At 54.1% G+C, this 26,383-nt stretch carries 28 protein-coding genes and 1 tRNA gene; 7 read left to right on the top strand and 22 right to left on the bottom strand.

Annotated elements, in window-relative coordinates; all coding sequences use genetic code 11:
- Positions 1-5: 5 nt before the first annotated feature.
- The 4 genes from clpX to FLT43_RS24050 form a co-directional block, all read right to left on the bottom strand.
- Positions 6-1,253 carry an ATP-dependent protease ATP-binding subunit ClpX gene (gene clpX / locus FLT43_RS24065; RefSeq protein WP_087441157.1) on the bottom strand — a complete coding sequence of 416 codons (1,248 nt, stop codon included), beginning with the start codon at positions 1,251-1,253 and terminating at the stop codon, positions 6-8.
- 12 nt (positions 1,254-1,265) lie between these two features.
- Complete coding sequence (gene clpP, locus FLT43_RS24060; RefSeq protein WP_087441158.1) at positions 1,266-1,862, bottom strand: ATP-dependent Clp endopeptidase proteolytic subunit ClpP; 597 nt, start codon at positions 1,860-1,862, stop codon at positions 1,266-1,268.
- 335 nt (positions 1,863-2,197) lie between these two features.
- Positions 2,198-3,481, bottom strand: coding sequence for a trigger factor (gene tig / locus FLT43_RS24055; protein WP_087441159.1), 1,284 nt, complete (start codon positions 3,479-3,481; stop codon positions 2,198-2,200).
- A 199-nt stretch (positions 3,482-3,680) separates the two neighbouring features.
- Complete coding sequence (locus tag FLT43_RS24050; protein WP_087441160.1) at positions 3,681-4,628, bottom strand: hypothetical protein; 948 nt, start codon at positions 4,626-4,628, stop codon at positions 3,681-3,683.
- Between the two features lie 572 nt (positions 4,629-5,200).
- Here FLT43_RS24050 and FLT43_RS24045 point away from each other — a divergent pair.
- Together FLT43_RS24045 and FLT43_RS24040 are read left to right on the top strand one after the other, a co-directional pair.
- A tRNA-Arg gene (locus tag FLT43_RS24045) sits at positions 5,201-5,277 on the top strand.
- A 292-nt stretch (positions 5,278-5,569) separates the two neighbouring features.
- Entirely contained in the window at positions 5,570-5,917 is a 348-nt protein-coding gene (locus FLT43_RS24040) for a ChbG/HpnK family deacetylase (RefSeq protein WP_087441161.1), read from the top strand.
- Between the two features lie 835 nt (positions 5,918-6,752).
- On the opposite strand, the gene FLT43_RS30305 is transcribed toward FLT43_RS24040, so the two are convergent.
- The 3 genes from FLT43_RS30305 to FLT43_RS24030 all read right to left on the bottom strand — a co-directional run bounded on the left by FLT43_RS30305 (position 6,753) and on the right by FLT43_RS24030 (position 7,498).
- On the bottom strand, positions 6,753-6,875 hold the full coding sequence (locus FLT43_RS30305) for a YjcZ family sporulation protein (RefSeq protein WP_244194075.1): 123 nt from the start codon (positions 6,873-6,875) through the stop codon (positions 6,753-6,755).
- An 18-nt stretch (positions 6,876-6,893) separates the two neighbouring features.
- Positions 6,894-7,274, bottom strand: coding sequence for a peptidoglycan recognition protein family protein (locus FLT43_RS24035; RefSeq protein WP_307719717.1), 381 nt, complete (start codon positions 7,272-7,274; stop codon positions 6,894-6,896).
- 113 nt (positions 7,275-7,387) lie between these two features.
- Positions 7,388-7,498, bottom strand: a complete 111-nt coding sequence (locus FLT43_RS24030) for an XkdX family protein (RefSeq protein ID WP_087441163.1) — start codon at positions 7,496-7,498, stop codon at positions 7,388-7,390.
- A gap of 576 nt (positions 7,499-8,074) precedes the next feature.
- On the opposite strand from FLT43_RS24030, the gene FLT43_RS24025 reads away from it, so the two are divergent.
- Entirely contained in the window at positions 8,075-8,377 is a 303-nt protein-coding gene (locus tag FLT43_RS24025) for a magnetosome magnetite crystal formation protein family (protein ID WP_087441164.1), read from the top strand.
- Between the two features lie 71 nt (positions 8,378-8,448).
- On the opposite strand, the gene FLT43_RS29485 is transcribed toward FLT43_RS24025, so the two are convergent.
- From FLT43_RS29485 to FLT43_RS24015, 3 genes are all read right to left on the bottom strand, one after another.
- Positions 8,449-8,589, bottom strand: a complete 141-nt coding sequence (locus FLT43_RS29485; RefSeq protein WP_164776523.1) for a hypothetical protein — start codon at positions 8,587-8,589, stop codon at positions 8,449-8,451.
- Between the two features lie 77 nt (positions 8,590-8,666).
- On the bottom strand, positions 8,667-9,014 hold the full coding sequence (locus FLT43_RS24020; protein WP_087441165.1) for a carboxypeptidase: 348 nt from the start codon (positions 9,012-9,014) through the stop codon (positions 8,667-8,669).
- A gap of 27 nt (positions 9,015-9,041) precedes the next feature.
- Positions 9,042-9,350, bottom strand: coding sequence for a hypothetical protein (locus tag FLT43_RS24015; protein ID WP_244194076.1), 309 nt, complete (start codon positions 9,348-9,350; stop codon positions 9,042-9,044).
- Positions 9,351-9,542: 192 nt separating this feature from the next.
- Here FLT43_RS24015 and asnB point away from each other — a divergent pair, with 192 nt between their 5' ends.
- Positions 9,543-11,390 carry an asparagine synthase (glutamine-hydrolyzing) gene (gene asnB / locus FLT43_RS24010; protein WP_087441166.1) on the top strand — a complete coding sequence of 616 codons (1,848 nt, stop codon included), beginning with the start codon at positions 9,543-9,545 and terminating at the stop codon, positions 11,388-11,390.
- A gap of 140 nt (positions 11,391-11,530) precedes the next feature.
- Here the strand turns inward: asnB and FLT43_RS24005 are convergent, their stop codons facing one another.
- The 4 genes from FLT43_RS24005 to FLT43_RS23990 form a co-directional block, all read right to left on the bottom strand.
- Positions 11,531-12,826 carry a homocysteine synthase gene (locus FLT43_RS24005; RefSeq protein WP_087441167.1) on the bottom strand — a complete coding sequence of 432 codons (1,296 nt, stop codon included), beginning with the start codon at positions 12,824-12,826 and terminating at the stop codon, positions 11,531-11,533.
- Positions 12,827-13,003: 177 nt separating this feature from the next.
- Complete coding sequence (locus tag FLT43_RS24000) at positions 13,004-13,687, bottom strand: XTP/dITP diphosphatase (RefSeq protein ID WP_087441168.1); 684 nt, start codon at positions 13,685-13,687, stop codon at positions 13,004-13,006.
- Positions 13,684-14,457, bottom strand: coding sequence for a ribonuclease PH (rph, locus tag FLT43_RS23995; RefSeq protein WP_087441169.1), 774 nt, complete (start codon positions 14,455-14,457; stop codon positions 13,684-13,686). The genes FLT43_RS24000 and rph overlap by 4 nt, the downstream gene beginning before the upstream one ends.
- Before the next feature lie 85 nt (positions 14,458-14,542).
- Positions 14,543-15,613, bottom strand: coding sequence for a GerMN domain-containing protein (locus FLT43_RS23990; protein WP_244194077.1), 1,071 nt, complete (start codon positions 15,611-15,613; stop codon positions 14,543-14,545).
- A gap of 238 nt (positions 15,614-15,851) precedes the next feature.
- On the opposite strand from FLT43_RS23990, the gene FLT43_RS23985 reads away from it, so the two are divergent.
- Positions 15,852-16,421 (top strand): phosphatidylglycerophosphatase A family protein, encoded by a 570-nt coding sequence (locus FLT43_RS23985; RefSeq protein ID WP_087441170.1) that lies wholly within the window; start codon positions 15,852-15,854, stop codon positions 16,419-16,421.
- 630 nt (positions 16,422-17,051) lie between these two features.
- Here FLT43_RS23985 and FLT43_RS23980 read toward each other — a convergent pair.
- The 8 genes from FLT43_RS23980 to FLT43_RS23945 all read right to left on the bottom strand — a co-directional run bounded on the left by FLT43_RS23980 (position 17,052) and on the right by FLT43_RS23945 (position 24,180).
- Positions 17,052-17,258 (bottom strand): hypothetical protein, encoded by a 207-nt coding sequence (locus FLT43_RS23980; RefSeq protein ID WP_140399028.1) that lies wholly within the window; start codon positions 17,256-17,258, stop codon positions 17,052-17,054.
- 485 nt (positions 17,259-17,743) lie between these two features.
- A complete protein-coding gene (locus FLT43_RS23975; protein WP_087441172.1) occupies positions 17,744-18,766 on the bottom strand; it encodes an MBL fold metallo-hydrolase in 1,023 nt (340 codons plus the stop codon).
- Positions 18,767-18,907: 141 nt separating this feature from the next.
- Positions 18,908-19,642: a class I SAM-dependent methyltransferase gene (locus tag FLT43_RS23970; protein ID WP_087441173.1), complete on the bottom strand. Its 735-nt coding sequence runs from the start codon at positions 19,640-19,642 to the stop codon at positions 18,908-18,910.
- 26 nt (positions 19,643-19,668) lie between these two features.
- A complete protein-coding gene (locus FLT43_RS30300; protein WP_174818229.1) occupies positions 19,669-20,202 on the bottom strand; it encodes an ABC transporter permease family protein in 534 nt (177 codons plus the stop codon).
- A 169-nt stretch (positions 20,203-20,371) separates the two neighbouring features.
- Positions 20,372-21,094, bottom strand: a complete 723-nt coding sequence (locus FLT43_RS23960) for a ThuA domain-containing protein (protein WP_087441174.1) — start codon at positions 21,092-21,094, stop codon at positions 20,372-20,374.
- 123 nt (positions 21,095-21,217) lie between these two features.
- On the bottom strand, positions 21,218-22,186 hold the full coding sequence (locus tag FLT43_RS23955; RefSeq protein ID WP_087441175.1) for a sugar phosphate isomerase/epimerase family protein: 969 nt from the start codon (positions 22,184-22,186) through the stop codon (positions 21,218-21,220).
- A 69-nt stretch (positions 22,187-22,255) separates the two neighbouring features.
- The gene (locus tag FLT43_RS23950) at positions 22,256-23,338 is read right to left on the bottom strand and encodes a Gfo/Idh/MocA family protein (RefSeq protein ID WP_087441176.1); all 1,083 of its coding nucleotides are present in this window, start codon (positions 23,336-23,338) and stop codon (positions 22,256-22,258) included.
- Positions 23,339-23,421: 83 nt separating this feature from the next.
- Positions 23,422-24,180 carry a sugar phosphate isomerase/epimerase family protein gene (locus FLT43_RS23945; RefSeq protein ID WP_087441177.1) on the bottom strand — a complete coding sequence of 253 codons (759 nt, stop codon included), beginning with the start codon at positions 24,178-24,180 and terminating at the stop codon, positions 23,422-23,424.
- A gap of 209 nt (positions 24,181-24,389) precedes the next feature.
- Here FLT43_RS23945 and FLT43_RS23940 point away from each other — a divergent pair, with 209 nt between their 5' ends.
- Entirely contained in the window at positions 24,390-25,247 is an 858-nt protein-coding gene (locus FLT43_RS23940) for an AraC family transcriptional regulator (RefSeq protein ID WP_087441178.1), read from the top strand.
- A 269-nt stretch (positions 25,248-25,516) separates the two neighbouring features.
- Positions 25,517-26,374: a MurR/RpiR family transcriptional regulator gene (locus FLT43_RS23935; RefSeq protein ID WP_087441179.1), complete on the top strand. Its 858-nt coding sequence runs from the start codon at positions 25,517-25,519 to the stop codon at positions 26,372-26,374.
- Positions 26,375-26,383 lie beyond the last annotated feature (9 nt).

Genomic DNA, 26,383 nt, shown 5'->3' with positions numbered 1-26,383 from the left:
GCCGATTAGGCGCTTTCCTCCTGCTTCTTATCCGTCGTCAGTTCCGGAATCATTCGTTCGCGCACGACTTGCTCGGTAATGACGCAGGTCGAAATATCATCCCGCGACGGCACTTCGTACATTACGTCCAGCATGATGCCTTCGATAATGGCACGAAGTCCGCGTGCTCCCGTATTCCGCTTGATCGCCTCCAGAGCAATGGCTTCCAGCGCACTCGGTTCAAATTCGAGCTTCACGTTGTCCATCTCCAGCAGCTTCTGATACTGCTTCGTCAGCGCATTCTTCGGCTCGCTCAAGATGCGGACCAACGTATTCTCATCCAATGGCTCCAAGGTCGAGATGACCGGCAAGCGGCCGACGAATTCCGGAATGAGACCGAATTTGAGCAGGTCTTCCGGGAGCGTCAACGACAAGTACTCGCCCGCCTTCAGATCCTTCTGCATTCCGTCCGCATTGAAGCCGATAATCTTCTTGCCGACACGGCGCTTAATAATTTGCTCCAGCCCGTCGAACGCGCCGCCGCAAATGAACAAAATATTCGTCGTGTCAATCTGGATAAACTCTTGATGCGGATGCTTGCGTCCGCCTTGAGGCGGCACCGAGGCAACCGTTCCTTCCAAAATCTTGAGGAGCGCCTGCTGTACGCCTTCCCCGGATACATCTCTCGTAATCGAAGGGTTCTCGGACTTGCGCGCCACCTTATCAATCTCGTCGATATAAATGATGCCCCGCTCTGCCTTCTCCACATCGTAATCCGCAGCCTGAATCAGCTTCAGCAAAATGTTCTCGACATCTTCGCCGACATATCCGGCTTCGGTCAACGACGTGGCGTCCGCAATCGCAAACGGTACATTCAAAATTTTGGCCATTGTCTGCGCAAGCAGAGTCTTCCCGGACCCGGTTGGTCCGACAAGCAGAATGTTGCTCTTCTGGAGTTCGACATCCTCGGTTTTGTTCTGGCTGTTAATGCGTTTGTAGTGATTGTACACCGCAACCGACAACGACTTCTTCGCTTGATCCTGGCCGATGACATATTGATCCAGAATCGCGCGGATCTCCTTCGGCTTCGGAATGTCTTTCAGATCGATCTCTTCCTCGTGACCGAGCTCTTCCTCCACGATCTCCGTGCAGAGCTCGATGCACTCATCACATATATATACGCCTGGTCCCGCGACCAGCTTACGAACTTGTTCCTGGGACTTACCGCAGAAAGAACACTTCAATTGGCCCTTCTCCTCGTTAAATTTGAACATTCCTATCCCCCCTTACTTCAAACCCGGAGTTCCCGGATGCAGAACGCTGTCTACAAGACCATATGCCTTCGCTTCATCCGCACTCATGAAGTAGTCGCGGTCGGTATCCCGTTCGATTTTCTCATACGGTTGCCCGGTTCGATCTACATAGATCTGGTTCAGCTTCTGTCTCGTCTTAATAATCCAGTCGGCATGAATCTTAATATCGGACGCTTGCCCGCGGACGCCGCCTAGAGGCTGGTGAATCATAATCTCGCTATTCGGCAGCGCAATGCGCTTGCCTGGCGCTCCTGACGTCAGCAGGAGCGAGCCCATGCTTGCGGCCAGACCGACGCAGATGGTGGATACATCCGGCTTGATATGCTGCATCGTATCGTAAATCGCCATCCCCGCCGTAACGGAACCGCCCGGAGAATTGATGTACAGATGAATGTCCTTCTCCGGATCATCCGCCTGGAGGAAAAGCATCTGCGCGATGATGCTGTTGGCTACATCATCGTCAATGGCGCTTCCCAGAAAAATAATGCGATCCTTCAGCAGGCGCGAGTAAATATCGTAAGAGCGTTCGCCGCGATTTGTCTGTTCGATGACCATCGGGATTAAATTCATGGTACCGACCTCTTTTCTTTACAAAGCTATACATTTCTATTTTATCATTTTCTGAACAAGATGTCATTTCCACAACAGTTACCACTAGTGTATGTATGGCAGCGGGGCCTATTCCCGCCAACCGTGTATGTATCCGGCGCAGCTTATGTTCATCATGCGTCAGACTGTCTATAAATATGTACCACTCGAAACGGAACAGCGAAACGTTATGTGTATGCCAAGAAGCGATGATGGGAGAGACGGAGCGACAGAGGAAAAAATAAGGCACGCTAAAAATAAACGTGCGTGCCTTATCCTGTTAGCAGCAGATTGCTGCGACATCGTATGTGATTGGATTATTTGCTGTTTTCCACCAAAAATGCAATCGTCTTGCGGATCAATGATTCTTCGCGCAGGTTCTCGATCGTGCCGTTTTTGGTCAGGATGTCGCGAATTTCTTCAGCTGTGCGCTGGTACATTTCAGCCATCTTGTCCAATTCAGCAGACAGCTCTTCTTCCGAGACGGAGAGGTTCTCTTCCTTGGCGATTTGCTCCAGGACGAGATTGTTCTTCACGCGCTTGTCCGCTTCCTTCTGCATTTGCTCGCGCAGATCCGCAATCGTCTGGCCGGACAGCGTCAGGAACATATCGATGTTCATGCCTTGCATCCGCAGGCGGTTGTCCAGATCTTTCACCATATGCTGGATTTCGCTTTCGATCATCGCGTGCGGGATTTCCACTTCAGCGTTCTCTGCCGCTTTGTCCACGACAGCCGCTTCGCGTGCGCCTTCCGCTTCTTTTTCCTTGCGGGACTGAAGCTGCTGCTTCAGGTCTGCCTTGTATTCTTCAAGCGTGTCGAACTCGCTTACGTCTTTAGCGAACTCATCGTCAAGTACAGGCAGCTGCTTGCGCTTGATTTCATGCAATTTCACCTTGAATACGGCTGGCTTGCCGGCCAGGTTCTCTGCATGGTAGTGCTCAGGGAATGTCACTTCGACATCCTTGAAGTCGCCTGTTCCCATGCCAACGAGTTGATCCTCGAAGCCTGGAATGAAGCTGTTGGAGCCCAGCTCAAGCGTGTAGCGCTCCGCCTTGCCGCCTTCGAATCCTTCCCCGTCTACGAAGCCTTCAAAGTCAATCACGACGCTGTCGCCTGTAGCGGCAACATCCTCATCAACGATGATCAGCTCTGCATGACGTTCCTGCATGCGCTTCAGTTCAGCGTCAAGCTCTTCTTCCGTCACTTCTACCGACTGCTTTTCCACTTCAAGGCCTTTGTACTCGCCAAGCTGCACTTCCGGCTTCACGGTTACTTTTGCTTTGAATTTGAATGTTTGGCCTTTGCCGAATTGTTCCACTTCGACATCTGGCTGATCCACCGGCTTGATGTCGGTTTCTTTTACCGCTTGGGTATACGCCTCTGGAAGCATGATGTCAATGGCGTCTTGGTACAGGCTTTCCACGCCATATTTGGCTTCAAAAATCGGGCGAGGCACTCTTCCTTTACGGAAACCAGGAACATTCACTCGCTTGGACACTTTTTTAAACGCTTGGTCCAGCGCTTCCGTCACGCGCTCCGCGTCGACCTCCACTTCCAATACCCCAACGTTCTTCTCTATTTTTTCCCAGGTTGCTTTCATTTTATGCCTTCCCCTCCAAAAAAGATCACATGGCTAGAGTGTACCATTATACGTCCGGAATAACCACTATAGTATAGCCGACTACGAAAAGTTTTTCAAGGCAATGCTTACAGGCATTTCCTATGTGCCATTATATGTTTTTCCCCGGCTGTCATAGAGACGGGGCCGCCGGATGGAATTCCCCCGCCTCATCGCCGGTTCAGGTGTCCTGCTCCCCGCTCAGCGAACGCGTAATTGCCCGCAGCGCCCGCTCATAGCTTATCCGCAGCTCCCCGGTCAGTCCGTAGATCGTCTTAACCTCCGCTTCCTCCTCTTCGATATGGAGCAGCCGGGCGACGATCCGGTGCAGGGCGGCCGCCCACGCATCCGCTTCCCGTTCATCCCCTTCGCAGAGACGGCGGTACATCGAAGTGCCGTATATCAACTTAAGGAACTGCTGCCACATCTCGGATGCGAAGTAGGCTAGCGACGGCTCCCGCACCGCCGCGGATTCGTTCACCCGCTCCGCCGGGGCGACCGCATTCGGAGGAAAGGACTCCAAATCAAGCGGTGTCGCTTCGAGGTCGACGATGACACGCTCCTGGCCGCGGTTAAAAAATACCTCTCCTTCGATTCCCCGACGCTTCAGCGTCTGCAAAATGCCGAATTGCAAGAGCGGATGCAGCGGCTCATGCTCCAGCATTCGAATCAACGAAGGATCGATAGAATCATCCTCGGCTGCCGCCAGCTGCTCCAGGACAAGGAGCTTGCGATCATCCATGTCACCTTCGGTCAGCGAGGCAAGCAGCCTTGCGATATATTGACTGTCTGCTTGAAGCTTCTGATGGATCTGCTGCTTCAACATATCCTGTTCCGTATCTCCGCTGTCCTCGGCTTCCTCGGTCCAAGGCTCCGACTCCGGGAAGCCTTCTTCAGCGGTCCGCTCTGCTTCCGGGAACGCCGTTATTAACCATTGCATCAGCGCGTTCCATTCCGCTCTAATCTGATCGTCCTCTCCTCCGCATTGCAGCAGGAAGCGGAGGAGCGCGATCGCTTCTCCGTAACGCTCGGACTCCAGCATGCGTGTCAATTCGATTTGGTAATAATCATGCGTTTTCGGAAACAGAACGACATTGTTTTTTTCCGGCAGGATCTGATCGTCCGTCATGCAAGCACCTTCTTTCTATATCAAGCCGACTACTGTAGCCATCCATCGATTCTATGTATGATTTGCGCGGGATGCGGGAGCGGCGGCATCCGTGACGCCGATAAGCCATTATACCATATCGCCGTGCAGTTCTCCCCCTGCGAATCATGGGGATAGGCCGGATAGCCCCGGACCCTCTATTCAGACTTCCCCTTCCCGTTTCCCTTTATGAACAGCCTGTTCAATTCGGTTGGCGGCAAAACCTAAATTATTTCTTTTAGACGGATTTGTAATATACCCGATAGTACGACGTATCGTTTTTCATCCGTGTCATCCGTGCTCCACTTTTGTACTAAATTGCCGAATCCATTTTCTTTTTTGAGAATAGTATACTTAAAGGAGATAGTCCCCCCAACATTCATGAGGTAAAAGAGATGAATCAGTTTTGGATCTTCGTTTCTGATTGCTTACTGAGAAATATTGTAATAAATGTATAGGCAGCAATTAGGCAGCAATTTTTTTAATTTTACCGTTGCAAGATCAGTGAATTTTTGATACAATCATCATTGTTGCAAAAACAGTTTATCTCTCTTGTCCCAGTAGCTCAGCTGGATAGAGCAACGGCCTTCTAAGCCGTCGGTCGGGGGTTCGAATCCCTCCTGGGACGCCATGTTTTCCTTCTAAACAAGATTGATATTTGAGCATAACGCCCATAAACCTTGGTACAATAAGGTTTATGGGCGTTTTTATATTCTTCCTCACTTTCAAAGTTCGCGATAAATAAAGTTAGAACCCAAAATCATTTTACACATTTTTTACACAAGAAATATCGTCGAGATACCAGGGGCTTATCTATTTCCGAATGCATCGTAAATGGGCCATTTCATTTACTTAGGATGAACACAGCATTGCTCCCGAGATGCATTTACTATTCTTAGCAAATGCAGTAAGGTGGGATTGAATTGCCTCGGTACGTAATTATTAACGCAGACGACTTCGGTCTGTCGTGCAGCATTAATCGTGGTATTATGGAAGCACATCGTTTCGGAACAGTAAGCAGCGCTTCTTTAATGGTCAATACCCTTGGTTTCCTAGAAGCCGTTTCATTGGCGAAATCTACTCCGTCATTAGGAGTGGGATTGCATTTCAACTTAACATATGGAACACCTGCGACGAATCCTCTTCTTGTTCCCTCACTTGTTGGGACTGGAGGCTCCTTTCACGGGAATCACGCGGAATGGACATATCGAGATATCGCACATTATGGCCAATTCCCAGCCATCCGCTCCGTCCTGACTCTCGGTCGGTAGCAGAGGCTGATACGTCAGGAAAGGCAAGAAACCATAATAGGTATGTCCTTATTAACTGGTTATGATACTGGTCCAATCATTTGAAGTACTTTCTCATATTGTATTTTAAGAAAGGGGGGTGGGTTGAATGAGACATCATCGGAGAAAAATAATCACTGTTGTTCTTCACCGTGGTCAAAGAGTATTGGTGGAGTGCAAAAGACGTAAAAGACATTGTTGTGAAAGACATTTTTGATAATTACTCATTTTTGTGGAGCGCCCGTCTAACCATGCTCCACCCCGTGTATACCTGTAAGAAAAGGCCTCGGACTAATCCGAGGCCTTTGCCGTTTATGTTTGATTTGCAACAAAAAAAGAGCCCCACCAGCAATATGCCAGCAGTGCTCCTTTTCACCGCGGCGAAACTTTTGTGTTAGTTTCCCTCCTGCTTTAGTACAAGCATTTAAAGCACTCTCTCATATTGTAATATTAGGAAAGGAGGTGGCTTGAATGAGCCGTCGTCGTAGAGCAATCACTGTTATTCTTCACCGTGGTCAAAAAGTATTGGTAGAGTGCAGACGGAGAAGACGTCGTTTCTAACTACTCCTATTGTCGTCGAACCATGCCCCCGTGTATACCCGTAAGAAAAAAGCCTCGGAATAATCCCGGGGCTTTTCCCGTATATGTTTGATTTGCAGAAAAAAGAGCCCCCCAGCATAACGCCAGCAGAGCTCCTTTTCACCGGTTCCTCCGGATTTGTAAACATTATGCCAAATAAAATAGCCCTGCTGAAGAGGCAGGGCATGTAATGAAGCTGCTCCATGAGTATAAATGCAGGTTCTTGCCAGTAATCTTACTAGAAGATAAATGCACGAGAAACAATTACAAGCAAGATAAACAGAACCAAGATTACACCAACTGAAGTAAAGCATCCGAATCCACATGAGAAGCCTCCAATACCCCCAACAGCACCGCTCATAAGCCAACCTCCTCTCTTCTAGGTACTCATATGATATGAAATGAGCCGGGTTTTGACTTGGCTTGGACCCATTAAGAGAAAATTAGGCTTTGTCTGATAAACTCCGACCATCTCGGCAGTATCCGGCTCGAACATGCCTTCCCACTCCAATGGCGATGTGACACAACACAGTTGATCGGTATGCAGTGCCTGCTTGGCCAGCATTGCGATCAGCTCCGCCGCCCTCTGCCATGCCTTCGGTTCGTCCATTCCTTGGTATATGCAGAGCTCAATCCCGATTGATGGCGTATTGCCGGGCCCGCTATCGTCGCCGGCATGCCATCCCTGCTCGTCGTCCCGCAGGTGCTGATAGATCTCACGGTTCCAGCGGGCAGCCGTCCAGACTTTCAAATGACTCATATTTGATTCCCTATAAGTGAAATAGCCCCCACGCTGCCGTGAGGGCATAATAAAAGCGCCTGCTCATAGCACGGCGCTTACTTCTGCGGGAACTCTTTCCCAGTAAGCTTTTCTTACTCTTCCGGGGTAATCTCACCGAAAGGATTGGCCTCCGTCTTCACGGATGCGCATAACCCCTCTGCATCGATCCACTGGCATTCAAAAGCGAGCTTCCAGAAATTCATGCTGTTTGTCCTCCCTTCAACGAATTATTTCAAGCTTGGCCTTCGTCAACTCAGCACCCAAGCTGTCGACCGTCTGCTTTTGCTGCAAGGTCGGTTATCATTGCTTCTTTCATGTCGCGCCTCCTTTATTGTTCGGCTTGAAACGAGATGACATCCAACCATAATATGTCTGCCGTTTCGCCGTTGTTTGATACTACAAGGACCTTACCGTTGGGGTATATCATGGCTCTCGACAAACTATATACGCCCGTTCCCGAATCACAATACCGCTGCCGACCTAAACCGTGTTGGAGCCTGCCGTTAGCATCGCGTCCATATCGTAATTCCGAACGGGTTCGACGGTTGACTTCGCCTTTAGGTAGTGGAGGCGGTATGGTTGCCAAGCCCGCCTTACACTGTAATGCGTCGTATTAGCTGTGCTTGGGAGTGTATTCGGCGTACCAGAGCCATTATAACCACCTTCATAACTGTTACCGTCGCTTCGTAGTCGCCCTCCGGAAATGCGGGTAATAGAATGATGCAGGGCCGCGCACACTACGCGTACGAATGAACGGATTCCGAGAGGAGGGAGTTTCCTTGTCGACACGCTATATATTAGCTTCTCTAAGCTATTTCAGCATCTTTTTTGCCGGGGTGATCCTGCCGCTCATCATCATGCTTGTAACCAATGATGAGTATGTGAGAAGGCATGCGGGGCGGGCACTTGTTTCGCATATTTTGCCGTACTTCTTTGTAGTCGTAGGGTTATTCAGCTTATTTGCGGTACATCCGTTTTTCAGTATCGGGATCATTTTGCTCCTGGGCGCGATCGCGCTGATTCTCGTCGTCTGGAATGTATATATGGGGATACGCGTACTGCGCGATGGCCGTGTTTTCTAATGGACACCTGCCGAGGAAATGGACGCCCGGATCCGCACGCCTTGCCTGCCGGGTCCGGGCGCACGTGATCCTTATTCGTAGCCGGATTTTCGGCCGCTGTCATCCCACGGGTTTTTCTGAGCCGGATGCTTCGGGTTGGCTTTGATCACCGCATCGGCATGGTTCGGCTGCTGCTCATACTTATTCCCTTTGTTATCCTTGGCGCCTGCCATCTTCTAATCACCTCCCCTCCTCGAGTATCCTCCTCGAACCGGATTGTCCTGCTTCGTCTGATCCGGGATTGGCCCGATTAATCCATCTGGAAAAGATAGTCGACGGCATCTCTTACCTCCGCCGAGCCGAGCGCGGCGTCCAGCAGCATATCTTTGCCGTTCATTTCCACGCCCAGCGCGTCGGCCCCGAAATCCTCGGCCGCAAATTCTTCAAAAGCAGTATGCAGCGGATTGTCGTACCAATCCGTCTCATAGTCCGCATCGTTGCGCACGGTACGGACCAGCTCATACCCGCCGTTGCGCACGGGCGCGATATAGGCGAGCAGCGGCGTGGCGCTCTCATCCGCGGGAATCATGCCGATCTCCGCGCACAGCCGTCCGTCGATTTCGACCGGACGCCGGAATTTGGTCGCTTTCCATGTCATGCGTGCTTCCTCCTGTCGATTCTAATCTTAATCAAGCATCTGCTCGATGAACCGCTTCGTATCCGCCGTTCCCAATTTGTGAATACACATATAGACGGCATTCAACCGCTGTTGATAAGGAACATTCAGCATTTCCTCGACCTCGATCGGAGTAAAGATCAGGACATTGCTGATGACATCGGTCTCCGCTTCCCCCAGCTGATCCATCAAGCCTTGAAGATGCTGGATTTCCTCCTCATTGGCATCCACCTTGAACTCATAGCTTTCCGCTTCTGGGTCGGAAAATATGGTACGCCGCTGTACCGACACGTACATTCTGCGCCGTTCCACCGCCATCCCCCTTTCTTGCTCCAGCTCTGCCTGCCGCGATGGCAACCGGCAATGTTCAGGAGTTTTTCTTTTATCTTCCCCCGATGGACATACATCTTATGCTGTTTTTCGCATACCCATGGTATTATCTCAATCTTCCGATGAACCCGGTTCATCATTCTTCCGGGGAGAGATTGATGCGGAGAGGATGAACGTTACATGTGTGGAATTACTGGATGGATCGATTGGAAAAGGGACTTGACGCAGTATTCCAGCGTCTTGGAGCATATGACTGAAACGTTATCCGCACGCGGACCAGATGCCAAAGGAACATGGATCTCCGGTCCGTGCGCGCTTGGCCACCGCAGATTGTCCGTCATTGATCCGGTAAATGGCGCGCAGCCGATGATTCGCCATACGGAACGCGGGACCTATGCCATTACTTATAACGGGGAATTGTACAATACGAAGGAGCTGAGAGATGAACTGGCCAGCCGCGGCTACCGCTTCCGGACCCAATGCGATACCGAAGTGCTGCTTGTCGCATATCAGGAATGGAAGGACAGCTGCGTGGAGCGGATGAACGGCATTTTCGCGTTCGCGATATGGGATGAGGCGGAACAGCGTCTATTCATGGCCCGGGATCGGCTCGGGGTGAAGCCGCTCTTCTACGCCCGGGGGAATGGATTCCTCCTGTTCGGCTCAGAGCCGAAAGCGATGCTCGCGCATCCGGATATCGAGCCGGTGGTCAGCGCGGAAGGCGTCGCTGAAGTATGGATGATTGGCCCCGCCCGGACGCCCGGACACGGGGTATATCGCGATCTGGCCGAGCTTCGACCGGGACATACGCTCCGCTATGACCGCAACGGCGTCCGCATTCAGGCGTACTGGACGCTGCAGAGCATGCCGCATGAAGCAACCGCCGAGGAGACGGTGCACCGGGTCCGTGAGCTGCTGGAGGACACCGTGGAGCGCCAGCTCGTCTCCGACGTGCCTGTCTGCGCCTTCCTCTCCGGAGGCCTCGATTCCAGCGCATTGACGGCCTTGACCATCCGTCACTATGAACGGTATGGATTAGGCCATCTCCATACGTATTCCGTCGATTATGTGGATAATGACAAATTTTTCAAGGCTCATTCGTTTCAACCGAACGCCGATGCGCCATGGATTGAACGCATGATCGAGTCGCTCGGCACGACCCATCATTGGATTCAGTTCGATACGCCGGAGTTGGTCAACTCGCTGCAGCAGGCGGTGCGCGTGCGCGATATGCCCGGAATGGCCGATATCGACGGCTCCCTGCTGCTCTTCTGTGAAGAGATTAAGAAAGGCGCCACGGTCGCTCTGTCCGGTGAAGCGGCAGATGAAGTGTTCGGCGGCTATCCATGGTTCCATAGGGAGGATGCGTTGAACGCCGATACCTTCCCTTGGGCGCTGGCGACTCCGCTCCGAGCCAGCCTTCTTCAGCCGGAGGTCGCGCACCAGATTCGCGCGGAAGAATACGTCGCGGACCGGTATGCGGATGCAGTGCGGGAAGTGGCGCCCCTGCCGGGAGAAGAGGCGCAGGCCGCCAAAATGCGGGTGATGTCCTACCTCAATATAACCCGCTTCATGCCGACCCTGCTCGACCGCAAAGACCGCATGAGCATGGGGGTAGGGCTGGAGGTGCGCGTCCCGTATACGGATCATCGGCTTGTCGAGTACGTCTACAATATTCCGTGGAGCATCAAGATGTATGGCGGCCGGGAAAAAGGGCTCCTCCGCAAAGCGATGGAAGGTGTTCTGCCGGAAGAGGTGCTGTACCGGAAAAAAAGCCCGTTCCCGAAAACGCATAATCCAAATTATTTGCAGGCGGTTCGCCGCAAAGCGCTGGCGCGGCTCGACGATCCGGCCTCGCCGCTGCATCAGTTCGTTCAAGCGGACCGCATCCGTGAAATCGCCGCATCCGAAGATGCGAGTTCTCATCTTCCTTGGTTCGGGCAGCTGATGTCTGGCCCGCAGCTGTTCGCTTATTTACTTCAAGTGGACAGCTGGCTCCGTGAATACAACATCAGGGTCGCCTGGTAACGGCAGGTCTCACCGGCAGCCTCCTCGCTCCCCAACAAGAAGCAAAGAACACACGCCAACGGGTTCCTCGCCCCGCGGCGTGTGTTCTTTGTATCATCCGAATTCCGGCCAGACGGCAACGGCTATCCGGGTGTACGGCTTTATTCCGATTGGCTTGCCCGGATCGCCTGATCCAGATCGTTCAAAATATCATCGATCGATTCCGTGCCAATTGACAACCGAATGAGGCCAGGAGTAACTCCGGCTGCGATCTGCTCTTCCTCGCTCAGCTGAAGATGCGTCGTGCTGGCCGGATGGATGATGAGCGACTTGGAATCGCCAACATTAGCCAGATGCGACAGCAGCTTCACATGATTGATGACGCGGCGGCCCGCCTCGACGCCGCCTTTAATCTCGAAGGTCAGAATCGCGCCCTGGCCCTTCGGCAAATATTTCTTGGCCAGTTCGTAGGAAGGATGGCTAGGGAGACCGCAATAGCTAACCGAAGCAACGGCATCATGCGCCTCGAGGAACTGGGCTACGCGCAGCGCGTTCTCGCTGTGGCGCTCCATGCGCAGATGCAGCGTCTCCAGTCCTTGAAGGAGGAGGAACGCATTGAACGGCGACAGCGTGGCTCCCATGTCGCGCAGCAGTTGAACCCGCGCCTTAATGATGTACGCGAGCGGTCCGACCGCTTCCGTGTAGACGATCCCGTTATAACTCGGATCCGGTTCGGTAAGGCCCGGGAACTTGCCGCCGGTCCAATCGAACTTGCCCCCGTCCACGATAATGCCGGCGATGGAGGTCCCATGTCCGCCAATGAACTTCGTCGCCGAATGCACGACGATATCGGCGCCATACTCGATCGGACGGAGCAGGAACGGGCTCGGGAACGTATTGTCCACGATAAGCGGCAATCCATGCTCATGGGCAACGGCCGCAACCGCCTCAATATCGAGCAGGTCGCCCTTCGGATTGCCGATGCTCTCGGCGAACAGCGCCTTCGTCTTGTCGGTAATCGCCTTGCGGAAATTCTCCGGATCGCTAGGATCGACGAACCGGACGGTAATGCCGAGCTTCTTCAGCGTCGTCGAGAACAGATTGTACGTTCCGCCATACAGGCTGGAGGCCGATACGATCTCATCCCCGGCACCGGCAATATTAAGAATCGCGTAGGTGATCGCCGCCTGCCCGGAAGCGGTAGCCAATGCGCCGGCTCCCCCTTCAAGGGCGGCGACCCGCTTCTCGAACACATCGGTCGTCGGGTTCATTATACGAGTATAAATATTGCCAAATTCCTTCAGTGCGAACAGATCCGCCGCATGATCCGGATCCCGGAACTCGTAGGACGTCGTCTGGTACAAAGGCACCGCGCGCGACAGGGTCGTCGGGTCAACCTCCTGTCCGGCATGAACTGCCAAGGTCTCCAATCCGTAAGAGCGAAGTGTATCCGTCATCGTCAACCATCCTCCTCGATATGTGTTGACCGTATTTTCTCATATTTTCCGTCTCTTGCCTAGTATTAATTCATAGTATTCTTATCGAAAATATAAAAATAAATAAAAAACCGCATCGCAGCAAGCGATGCGGTCCAAAAAATGCGGTCTCCGCCGGTTCCTTCCCGTCTGAAGCCGTCAGGCTGTCCCGGAGCGGAGCTTCTCCAGCATCAGGCGGATGGCTGCGCCGCGGTGGCTAATGCGCTCCTTCTCCTCCGGCGTAAGCTCGGCCATCGTGCGTCCCAGCTCCGGGAGATAGAAGAGGGGATCATAGCCGAATCCATGATTCCCCCGGGCCTGGTCGATAATATAGCCGTCAGCGCTGCCAGCGGCCTCGACAAAGGACTGCCGCGCCGGATCATACAAGACGAGGACGCATACGAACTGAGCCGGGCTCAGAATACGGCTGCCGGCCGGAGCTTCCGCGTCCGCTTCCAGCGGAGGAAGCTTACCGAGCTCCGCCAGCAGCTTCGCATTGTTGGCCTGGTCATCCCCATGTCCGCCAGCGTATCGGGCGGAGTAGACGCCCGGCGCCCCGTCCAGGCGTTCGACGCACAGACCGGAATCATCGGCCAACACCGGCAGATTCAGCGCCTCGGCCATCGTCTTTGCCTTCTTCAGCGCATTGGCCGTGAACGTGTCGCCGTCCTCCTCGATGTCGGGAAGCTGCGGATAATCGGCCATGCTCAGCACACGCTTGCCGATCGATTGGAAGGCAAGCTGAAATTCCTTCAGCTTGCCCTTGTTCTGTGTCGCGATAATAATCGTATCTTGCTGCGGTATCATGGCTTCCCCTCTGTTCGTGGCTGCCCCTCTGTTCATGGCTTCGCTGTCTCTCCTTCGGCTGCTTGGGTTTGAGCGGAAATTTTGTCGGCGATTGGTCCGAGCGCTTCTTTCTGCAGCTTGACGATTTCCAAAATGCCTTTCTCCGCCACGGCAAGAAGATCGTTCAGCTCTTGCCGCGAGAACGGGCTCTCCTCGCCTGTGCCCTGCACCTCCACGAACTTCCCGTTGCCGGTCATGACGACGTTCATATCGACCTTGGCCGTCGAATCCTCATCATAGTTCAAGTCGAGCAGCGTCTTTCCTTGCAGGATGCCTACGCTGACCGAAGCCAGAAAATCGGTAATCGGGAACTTGGACAGATTGTGCTGGGTTGCAATCTTATTGACCGCCATCGCCATCGCAACGAACGATCCGGTGATCGAAGTCGTACGCGTGCCTCCGTCCGCCTGGAGCACGTCGCAATCGAGCGTGATGGTGCGTTCGCCCAACGCATGCAGATCGACGACGGAGCGAAGCGCGCGGCCGATCAGCCGCTGTATCTCCATCGTTCGTCCCGTAAGCTTGCCGCGGGCCGATTCGCGCTGATTGCGCACCTGCGTCGCCCGGGGCAGCATCGAGTACTCGGCCGTAATCCAGCCCTTCCCCTGCCCTTTCATGAACGGGGGAACCTTCTCGTCAATCGACGCCGTGCACATGACCCTTGTGTCGCCAACCTCGATGAGGACCGAGCCCTCCGCGTATTTATTCGTATTCGTCCGAATCGTAATCGGGCGGAGCTCATCCGCCTGTCGTCCGTTGCTTCTCATGAATTTATGCCTCCTGACATTACTCTGTCGTCCGATAGGGAACATTTTCTTATTCTATCAAAGACCTTGGCGAAAATCACCTGTTCTACCCTTTCCAGGCCGGATTAATGACCGGCCGCGCCACAGGCTCCGAATAGTTTTTCTTATCGGTACCTTGAATATCCGCGTTGCCGTTCATCTTGATTCTCACCTTGGCAATACCCTCCCGCTCGGTCAGCGACAGAACAACGGCCTTCAACAGCTCGGCCGGCACCGGCTCGCCCGCCTCGAACATCGTATCGGCCAGATCGACGGTCAGCGTATCGCCCTCTTGCGCAATCGCGCTAACGGTCGTCTCGTCCGAAGCGACCCGCTCCAGCGTCTTCGGATTGAGCGGCCCCGCAATAATTTGCTCCAATGTCGCTGCAATCGGATTATCAGACGGCTCGACAAGACGGGTGACCGGCACGAAGTAGGACTTGCCCTCTTCGCTGTAGCTTGAGAAATAAAGAGTCAACGGCATCGAGCGCAAATAATTGACCGAATTGGATTTCTCCACATTGATTCCGAACTGGCGGTTCAACGGGATATCCAATGGCGTGCCGTTTTTCGGCATTTCATTCAATTTATGCGAATCCATCCACAGCTGGACGTTCTCCACGTCCGGCTGCGATGTCAGCGTCCACGTTATCGCTTCTACCATCTGCCGTTCCTCGGCCGGCTCATAATTGGCGAACTCCTTCGACAGCTCCACAATCGCCAGCTTCTGATCCGGCTTCAACGTCACATTCGTAACACCTGTTCCTTGGGGCAGCACCGCCTCGAATCCGGCAGGAAGCTTGGCGCTGTGCAAGCCCTGCTTCACGAGCAGCTCCAGCGAGACTTGAGCGAGGCCCTTCGCATCCGACGCATCCCATTGGTAGGAGATCGGGGCCAGATAACCGTTCCGATCCCGCAGATAGACCGTCATGTTGGCGTCCATCTGCGCATCCTCCTGCCCAGTTAGACTCGTGCCGGGGGAACCCGATCCGCCTTCCACTTCCGCCATCATCCTCGCTTCGATATCGGATGGAGGCGCGTCAATGGCCCCGTCGCCGCCTCCGCAGGCACTCAATAGAAAAGGGAGTGTCAGAATTACCGCCAGACTTCCTTGCCGCCAACCACTTGTCCGCCTCATGAGCGATACAACCTCCTTCAAGTTCGTTGCAGGAGACGGTGAAGTCTCCCCCCGTTTGTCCTATGTATACGAGCAAGCTGTCCGCTTCATGACAAGTTGTTGGCCGGATTTCGGTTGCGGGCACTCGTCCAAGTTTTTCATGCTTGGGAAGGAAGGTTATGGGTGTTCGCTGTCGAATACATAAGTGATGTGATGAATCCACACGCTATGGAAATGAAGAAAAAAGAGGTGCTCAACGATGAATCAACCGACAGATGTGAACGTGCCCGCCGAGGCCAAAAAGCCTTATAGTCTGGACAGTGATAAAGTCGAGAACGCCACTCGCGAATGGCTCCATAAGCGGGGTATTACGGTGGACCAGATCGCCGATCTGGTCATGTTTTTGCAGCGGCAGTACTTCCCGGAGCTGACGATAGAATATTGCAAATATAACGTCGAGCAGGTGCTTCTGAAGCGGGAAGTACAGAATGCCGTGCTGACCGGCATCCAGCTCGATATTTTGGCGGAGGAGGGCAAGCTCATTCCGGCCCTGCAGGAAATGATAGAGAACGACGAGAGCCTGTACGGCGTCGATGAAATATTGGCCTTCTCCATCGTGAACGTGTACGGCAGTATCGGCTTCACCAATTACGGATATGTAGACAAAATGAAGCCGGGCATACTGAAGAAGCTGAACGATAAAAGCGACGGCCAGATTCATACGTACCTGGATGATATCGTCGGAGCCATCGCCGCGGCGGCCAGCAGCCGCATCGCGCACCGCAAGCAGGCGGAGCGCGAGGAAGAGATGAAAGCGCTGGAATCGTAACTCCGCCGTTCCGGGCATTCAGGAACGAAGCGCATGCGGACAGAGCCCGGTTCATCGGAACCGGGCTTGACGCCAGGGGCTGTCCCTATAATATACCCGTAAGCAGTGTTTAGCCATAGCGAGACAACCCCGCCCCCCTGCTTCTCACAACTCAGCCTGCTGAAGACAGCTTTGCCTGCTGAACACACCTCAGTCTGTTGAACACAACTCAGCCCGCTGAACCTAGTTCAGCCTGTTGAACACAGCTTAGCCTGCTCACCACACCTCAGCCTGCTAAAAAGCTGTGATAATGCAGTTTCCCTTTATGACGGGTACTCCGTTACAGCACTTGCTGCAAAACTCAGGCTGTTGAGAAAGTCCAAGGGATTTTTTGGCACTTCATTTTTTTATGTGGTGGATCTCGTCCCTCCGTAGAAAAAATCGATTTAAAACGCTATGGGTGCCGAGTTGTGAGCAGGAAGATGGACAATCTCCACCCCTTCGTAAAAAACAGGGGTTTTCCAACGGCCTGAAAACTGCACCATTTCCCTAGATACGTCTATCCGGTAGGCGGAATCCGAAAAACTGCACGATTTCTCCAGACACACCTATTCGGTAAGCGAAATCTGCAAAACTGCACGATTTCTACACCTATTCAGGAAGCGAAATCCTGCGAAAATACAGCAATTCGATATGGACGACTTTCCCAGAAAGAGAATCCTGCAAAACTGCAGGAATTTCACCCGTTTCGCTTCGACTTGAAGCAAAAGGGCCTAAAATGATGTAGATTTGCAGCAATTCCTCGGGATGTGACTCATTGAGCCGAAATTCCTGTAAAATAGCAGCAATTCCCTCCACATGTTCAAACCCCAGGAGGCAACGATGCCTCTTGAAGGCGATGATGCCCCCAGGATCCGACGCGGTCTCTTGGATCCCGTAAAATGAGGCCGGTGAGAAAGTCCAGGGGAATTTTCGGCACTTCATTTTTTACGTGGTGGATCTCGTCTCTCAGTAGAAAAAATCGATTTAAAACGCTCTGAGAGCCAAGTTTTGATTAGGAAATGGAGAATCTCCACCCCTTCGTAAAAAACAGGGGTTTTCCAACGGCCTGACTTTTGCAGGACTTTCATCAAATAGCGGCTCAGATAGAGTAAATTGCTGCATTCACGCAGGATTTCACTGCCTCACCCATCTTCCCCAGCTTTGCCCGCTTCGCGAGCCCGTAGCCATTTTTCCCGCCTGCACAATCTCGGTGTACTCGCCGCTGTTTTACCGGCCTCCACAATCTCTGTTCGCTCGTCGTCCCAATCTTTTTGCAATGCTTGCGAGACACCCATATTGTGTCAGCAGGAATGGAAGCGGACCGGTGCCGATGCGGACAACGGAGTCCGCCGCACTTCTCCCCTCCGCTCCAGTTCCAGCAGATGGGCCAGCGCTTCGCCCATCGCGAAGCGGAATTGATGGATGGTGAGGCGCTCCGGACTGCCGAAGCATCGCACGCATACGTCGTAAGCGGTGCGCGCTTCCTCCGCCAGCAGCGCTGCAATCGCTGCCAGCCGCTCCTCATGGTGGCGCAGCAGCTCATCGATGCGGGCCGCATAATGCCGGAACGGATGGCGGTGGCCCGGCAGCGCGAGCTCCACCTGGCAGCTCCTGAGCCGTGCGAGGCCCTCCAAATACGATTGGAGCGGCTGGGGGTCACTCCCCGGCATATAGCTCACATTCGGCGAAATCTGCGGCAGGACATGATCCCCTGCCAGCATTAAGCCGCTGGCGGCATGATAGAAGCTGAGATGCCCAGGGGCATGCCCGGCCGTCTCGACCACGTCCCAGGTCCGGCCGCCGAACGCGGTCTGCTCGCCGTCGCCAAGGAACTCCACCTGAGGCAGCGGCGCGACGAGCGGAAGGAAGCCGTCCATATGCGCCTCGGTGGACGCGACGATCGGGGCCGGAACGCCATGTTCCGCGAATAAGGCCATCATCGCTTCGGACATCCGCTGACCCGGCCCCCACAGGCGCAGCGCATGCTCCCAACCGGTCTCCGAGATCAGAACCGGGATATCAAGCTGCCGCTGCAGCCGCCCGGCCATCCCGAGATGATCCGGATGGTAATGGGTTAGGACAATGCGGGCGACGGGCCCGTCCAGCTCGCTCAACAGCGCCGCCCAGCAGGCTTCGGCCTCTTCAGTCCCCAAGCCCGGATCGACAATCGTATACCCTTCCGGCCCTTTCAACAGATAACTGTTCACCCAGCGAAGGGAGTACGGAAGCGGAATACGCGCCTGCAGCACCCCATCAGCCGGCCGGTGCAACTGAGCCGGATGGGCGCCTTCCTCTTGTGGATGTCGGATATCGTTATCGTTCATCTATGTATACCTCGCTTTCCGGTCCGGAGACGCCTCCGGCAGCGCTCTGCGGAAGCATGCAGCCGAAGCCTATATCCATAGTTCCATCGCCGCCGTCAAGACCACAGGAGCCGAAGTCTGGCGTGTGCAGCCAACGGCGAGCTATGGCCGGTGTCCAACCATAATCATGCGCTTGGACTGCTCTTCATCATAAGCGGCGCCATCATAGCTGCCATGAATCTGATCGATGACAAGCCCGGCCTTATCCATCATGTTCCGGAAATCCGCCAATTCATACAGCCGGACACGTTCTTCATATTGACGCGGCCCCCTGCCCGATGCATCCGTCAGCGTGATCGCCTTCTTGACGAACCCGTTCTCAATCTGGCGCCGCTCCTCAATGCGCGTCCCGCCGTCCACCCGTTCCGAATATGGCACCAGATGCTGCCGGACATAGGACGGATTCAGGAAATCGACGATAAAGCGGCCCTGCGGCTTCAAAACGCGATGGATTTCCTGGAAGACGCGGGCATTGTCCTCATTGTCTGTAAAATAGCCGAAAGACGTAAATAAATTCACGACCGCATCAAACGGTCCCTCTACAGGGAGTTCTCTCATATCGCCACGGAGAAACTTCACCTGGCCGCGGGTGTCGTGTGCCATCGCTTCCTCCAGCAGCACTTCGGACAAATCTACCCCGGTTACCCGGTAGCCCGCTTCCGCGAGAGCCAGCGCATGCCGGCCCATGCCGCAGCACAAATCGAGGATCGATGCAGACTGCGGCAGCCGAAGCCACTCCATCATTCCGTGCACTTCCTGCGTTGCGCCCTGAAAATCCCGATGGCGGTATACGAGCAAATAATCGCGGCCGAAGCTTCGTTCATACCATTCTGTCACTGCAATCACCTCATCTATTCTCTACCTCATTGTAACGGCTGTACCCGCTTTTGCATAGGTGTGTTGCATAGGTGTGGGCGCTGCTCGTCCGCCGGTCTGTCCTGACCGTTCGGAATAACGGCAGTGTTTTTCCATATGTCACGCCAGGAAGGGTCAGCTCGCCGCATAAAGGCCTCACCCCTTCCGCCGGCAACCCCAAAACCCCGCTGTCCCAGCGGGGTTCCTATACTTTCGTTACCATTAAGCGGCGCCCGGATAACGCCCCTATCCTCAACGGGAGCACAAGCCCCCTCGCCCTCCAATCTGCCCATGCTGTTGCCTGCGGCCATCTGGCGCTGCAGCAGGGCGTAGGCGGCTATCGTCGGGATCATCACGAGGACGAGTCCGGCGAACAGGGCGCCCCAATCCGTCGCGAAGCACTGGACCTCCATCAGACAGGTCAGTCCCAGTGTCTGCGTCCGCTTCGTCTCCGTCAAGAGGAACAACAGCGCCATAATGTACTCGTTCCGCGAGGCCATGAAGTTAAAAATGATGACGGTAATCAGCGAGGACTTCGCCATCCCTCTGCCGCATTCGCCTGCGGCAGAACATAGAACATCTTTGTCTTTGGAATCACCTGGATTATTTTACTTTCCCCGGATCAGCAAAAAGCCCTGGGCGGAAAGAACGGAGTCCGTCCTCTCTCTGCCCAAGGCAGCCATGGCGTAACTATATGTTATCGTCCTGGTTTCAGTTCATCGGTTCCAACGGCTTCGCATTGCCGTATGCCGGATAGGCCCGCTTCGTCGGGGCCGCCCATTCCACCGCATTGGCGATAACCCGCTTCACGTTCTCGTTGTAATACGTAGGATACGTTTCATGGCCCGGACGGAAGTAGAACACTTTGCCCATGCCGCGATTGTAACAGCAGCCGCTGCGGAATACCTCGCCGCCCGTGAACCAGCTGACGAATACCAATTCGTCCGGCTGAGGAATGTCGAAGTGCTCGCCGTACATTTCCTCCCGCTCCAGTTCGAAGTATTCCCCGATTCCTTCGGCAATCGGATGGTTCGGAGCTACGACCCATAGACGCTCCTTGTCATTCGCCTCGCGCCATTTCAAATCGCAGCCTGTACCCATCAGCTTTTTGAAGATTTTGGAGAAGTGGCCCGAGTGCAGAACGATTAGCCCCATGCCGTGCAGCACCCGCTGATGCACGCGCTCGACGATAGCGTCATCCACCTCGTGGTGAGCCATATGCCCCCACCAGATAAGGACATCGGTATCGTTCAGCACCTCTACAGTGAGGCCATGCTCCGGCATGTCGAGAGTAGCGTAGCGGATATCGTAACCCGAGCCCAACCCCTCGCCAATTGCTTGATGAATGCCCTTCGGGTACACTTCGGCGACTTTGGGATTGTTCTGCTCGTGCCGGTACTCATTCCAGATCGTTACTTTGCGTCGCTGTGTCATCGTTGTATGCTCCTTTCGCGTCCCGCCAGGCCCGCCATGTATCGGGTGGATGACGGGCTTGCGGGTCGCGCCTTCCATCGTTATGTTGAGATCATCTGTTGTATTGTCTTCTCCGCGAACGGATTACACCCACCACATCTCGCCGAGCGGCTCTTTCATCAGCAGCGGCTCCAGGTTCTGCACCGCTTTGGTGAAGCCTTCGTCGATGGACATCAAGCCGTCTTCATGCTCGATGCTAACGACATAATCGTAGCCGACGAGACGAAGCGCGCTGACGATATCCGCCCACGTCTTCACGTCATGTCCATAGCCCACGGTACGGAACTGCCATGCCCGATCGAGCATCATCGTATACGACTGCATATCCGTAACCCCATGCTTGTTCACATTGATCGGATCGATGGTCGTATCCTTCGCATGGAAGTGATGAATCGCATTTTCCTTGCCGAGAATGCGGACCGCCTGTACCGGGTCGATGCCCTGCCACCACATATGGCTCGGATCCAGATTGGCTCCAATCGCGTCGCAAGTCGCTTCGCGCAGGCGAAGCATCGTGCCCGGGGAATGCACGGAGAACCCGCCGTGCAGCTCCAGGCCGATCTTAATGCCCCGATCCTGGGCATACTTGCCGACTTCCTTCCAATAAGGAATAATCTTTTCATTCCACTGCCAATCCAGAATCTCCTGATAATCGTTCGGCCATGGCGCTACAGGCCAGTTCGGGTACTTCGCGCCCTCGTGATCTCCCGGACACCCGGAGAAGCCGTTGACGACCGGCACGCCCAGCTTCGCTGCCAGATCAATCGTCGCCATGAAATCATCATGGAATGCCTTGGCGATATCCTTCTGCGGATGGAGCGGGTTGCCGTGGCAGCTCAATGCGCTGATGATTAAGCCCCGGGACTCGACCGCTTCCTTGAATGCCCGCTGCTTGGCCTCGTCAGCCAGAAGCTCATGCGGATTGCAATGCTTGTTGCCCGGGTAGCCGCCTGTTCCGATCTCTACCGCCTCGACTCCTTTGGCCGCTACCGTATCGAGCGCCTCTTCCAATGACAGTTGTCCATACAGTACCAAAAATACGCCTAATTTCACGTCGCTGCCTCCCTCAGTTATGCTGCTTCCTCATAAATGTTTTCGCTGTCTAATCTATGGCTTAATGGCTTAATCGAAGTAGATGGCTTTGCCCGTACGGGACGATTCGTAAATGGCCTCCAAAATTTCCGAGACGACGCAAGCCTGCTCCGGCGTAACGACAGGCTCCTTGTCCTGCTCGATCGCTTCGATCCAGAGACGCATCTCCAGGTCAGGAGCGTTCTCGGCCTCACCGTCATAGAAGTCGACGCCGCCGGCGGTCAATTCAATCTTCTGGTCATACAGGCGGCCGTATTTCTCTCCGTTGATGTTGAGGCCATTCCACATGTCGGCACCCGCCTCGGTACCGCACAGCGTACACTTCGCTTCTCCAGACTGCGCCACGTTCAGCGCCCAGCTCGACTCCAGTACGATCGTTGCGCCATTTTTCATGACGATCATGCCGAAGGCGGAATCTTCGACCTTGAATTTCTCGGGATCCCAGGATCCCCATGCGTTTGCCGCGTTCGGACGGCTGCCGAGCTTATGGAAGGAAGATCCGAGCACGATCTTAGGCTCGTAGTTGTTCATCATCCACAACGTCAAATCAAGCGCATGCGTGCCGATATCGATAAGCGGGCCTCCGCCTTGCTTCTCTTCATCCAAGAACACGCCCCAGGTTGGAACGGCGCGGCGGCGGAGCGCATGAGCCTTGGCATAATAAATGTCGCCCAACGTTCCGTCCTCGCACAGCTGCTTCAAATATTGGCTGTCCGAGCGGAAGCGGTTGTTATACCCGACGGTCAGCTTCTTGCCTGTGCGCTTCGCGGCCTCTACCATGCGACGCGCATCCACTGCCGTCTTCGCCATCGGCTTCTCGCTCATGACATGCTTGCCGCTCTCCAGGGCGGCAATCGTAATCTCCGCATGGGAGTCGTTCGGCGTACAGACGTGAACGATATCGATGCTGCCGTCCTTCAGCAGCTCCTTATAGTCGCTGTATACTTTCGCGTCTTCCATGCCGTATTTCGCCTTGGCTTCTTCCGCACGCTCCGGGATAATATCGCAGAATGCGACCATTTGCACGTTGTCCAGCTTCTTGAGGCTTGGCATATGCTTGCCGTTCGCGATTCCCCCGCAGCCGATAATTGCGATCTTGTAGATGTTAGACATATTCATTTTCCTCCTATAGGCATGTTCGGTATAATTAACTGGTTGGTATTACTATTTTTATAAGCCGATGGTAGTCGGCAGTCTTATTGGTCCAGATTGGCCTTGATCCATTGTCTGCTGTTGCGTATGCTCTCCAGGCTTGGACGCTGGCATTCATCCTGCTCGACAATGAGCCACTCCGCACCGGCTTCCTTCGACGCACGGGCAATGGAGACAAGATCGAGCTCGCCTTCTCCCAGCTCGACGGTAAGCGGGCGCCCATGCTCGTCGCGCCGCAGATCTTTGTAATGGACTAACGGAATTCGTCCCTTGTAGCTTGCGATGACGTTAAGCGGGTCATGCCCGGCATACTGCACCCAGCAGACATCGAGCTCCGTGAAGAGCTTCCCTGCGGGTACGAGCCGGAACAATGTATCGAATACCGTATCTTCTCCGAGCTTTCTCGTAAATTCGAAATCATGGTTATGATAGCCAAGCTTAATTCCATGCTCAGCAAGCCGGTCGGATGCATTCGCCAGTTGCTCTGCCGTATGCAGCAAGGCTTCGAGAGAGTTGTACCGCGATTCCGGAAGCCACGGGCACGCAATGTACCGGTTGCCGATCGCCGTGTTCATCTCAATCTGCTCGTCGAGGTGATCGACAAGCTGCTCGATGCTGACATGGGAACCTGCGGCAGCAAGATTCAGACGCTTGAGCGCGTCCTCCAGTTCTTGCGGCTTCAATCCGCCGTAGCCGGCAAATTCTACGCCTTCGTAGCCCATTTCCGCGATCTTTTCCAGCGTGCCGATGAAGTTCTTTTCGGTCTCGTCTCTCACCGTATAAAGCTGCACTCCGATTTTCATGGACCAAGCACCTCTTTTAAATTGAATATTGGACAGGCTGCCTTATTGTATTCGCCGAGCACTCCTCTGAAAAGGTTTACATCGGACTTCATTCATTGTGCCACATTGTACCCGGACTGTGAATGAAGGATATCATTTTTACATGAACAATCTTGCTATTGTCTGATATAATCGAGGTATATGAGAACAAGAATAACAGGGGGATTTACATGTCTCAGTCCAGTGAACCGCGGCAGGACATCTCCTTGCTGTTCGCCGGACATGCCCGGCACAGCAAAGCGATGACGCTCGTCATTCCCGATCTGAAGCACTACCTGGTCCGGATCCAGCTGGAGGGCAGCGGCCACGCCTGGCTGGACGGAGGGTATCAGGAGTTGAAGCCCGGCGATCTCCTGATGCTCGCCCCGGGCGGGTATTATGATCTGAAGATTGGCTACCGCAATCCGAACGTATCCGATCCGCTTCGCAAAGTGCACAGTCTGGATTATTACATGATTCTTAACGGCCCCTGGGTCAACCAATGGTGGGCGAAGCAAGAGCGCCCCGGCAAGTCCGCGATCGGAATCGACGACCATCTGTTGTCGCTCTGGCGCGAGATTATGCAGGAGCAGCGCCTCTTCGGTTCGATTAAGGTGAACGATATTGTCAAGCATCTCACCTTCGCTTTCTTCGGCATACTCGGGCGGACGCTGACGGAACGGACGCATCCGTCTTTCCTGAATATGAACCGGACGGCCCAGTTGGCCCACAGCATCAAGCAATATGTCGAAGTGCATGCGACGGAGCCATTCTCGCTCCAGGATGCCGCCGATTCAGTTCAACTGAGCGTCTCGCGGGCATCCCATGTGTTCAAAGAGACCTTCCAGCAATCGATTATGGATTATGCGATCCAGGTCCGGATTACGCTCGCCTGCGAACGAATACTGCACGGCTACATGCCGCTGGAGCAGATTGCCGAGATGTGCGGCTTTCAGAGCTACACCTATTTTTACCGAACCTTCAAAAATCGGATGGGATTATCCCCGCGCCAATTCCGGGATCAGCGCCAGCTGTCCACCGAATCCTGAGGAAACTGGTCCTCCTGCCAACTGGCCGGACGGAGCGGAAGATCAAGTCTTCCGCTCTTTCTTTCATCCTCTTCTGGAGGCGATGGAACGCCATTGTACGAACCCCCGTTCCGAACCTAAGCAAAAACCGATATATTTGTGTATTTCCTTCCGTTCGCCTTGTATTCTCCTTGCCAATTGACTATGATAATAGTGAAATAATTTTCATGTTAAAGTATAAATCTATCAAAATTTTTTTCATTCTATCTGACCGTAAAAGGATGATTGGTTTGTCCACAATATTGCAGGCGATCCGGCAAAAATTCGAAGAATATCACCCGCAGGAGCGGAAGGTTGCCGATTACATTTTGCAATTTCCGGGAAATGTAGTGACGATGGGCATTACGGACCTCGCCGAACAGTCAGGCACCTCGCCCGCGACGGTAACGAGATTCTGCAAATCGCTCCTCTTCCGGGGATATCCCGATTTCAAGACGAAGCTCGCTGCCGACCTGGCCCAACAGAGCGTTCCGCTCACTTACCAAGACATCATTGCAGGCAACCCGCTGCCAGACATCATTGCCGCTATCGAGACCAACCATATCCGCTCGATCTCCGATACGACCGGATTGTTGGATCTGGAGACGTTGGAGCAGGCCCTGCATGCGCTTCTTCACGCGCGGCAAACCGATCTTTACGGCATGGCCACTTCCGGAATCGTGGCGTTGGATTTTTATCAGAAGCTCATTCGCATCGGCAAGCAGGCATCCTGCTTCTCCGACCCGCATATGCAGATTACATCGGCTTCCCGGCTCGGTCCGGGGGATGTAGCCTTCGCCATCTCCTATTCCGGCGAGACGCCGGAGACGATCGAGGCGCTGCTGTGCGCGAAGGAACAGGGAGCGACCACCATTTCCTTGACGAAGGTCGGACCGAACCGTCTTGCCTCGTTGGCAGACATTCGACTGTTCGCTTCCTCGCTCGAGGAGGGCATCCGGCGCGGCGATATGGCATCGCGCATTGCGCAGCTGCATATCATCGATATCCTGTTCGCGGGGATGACGAGTGAGGAGTTCCACGAGCGTATTCCGATGCTGGAACACTCGTACCGGATGGTACGGAAGTATCGTAAAGCTAAAGGGAGGTAACACCAACAC

The sequence above is a fragment of the Paenibacillus thiaminolyticus genome (assembly GCF_007066085.1).
Lineage (GTDB): Bacteria > Bacillota > Bacilli > Paenibacillales > Paenibacillaceae > Paenibacillus_B > Paenibacillus_B thiaminolyticus.
Note: the sequence above shows the minus strand (reverse complement) of the source record. Positions and strands in the feature narration are given on the sequence as shown.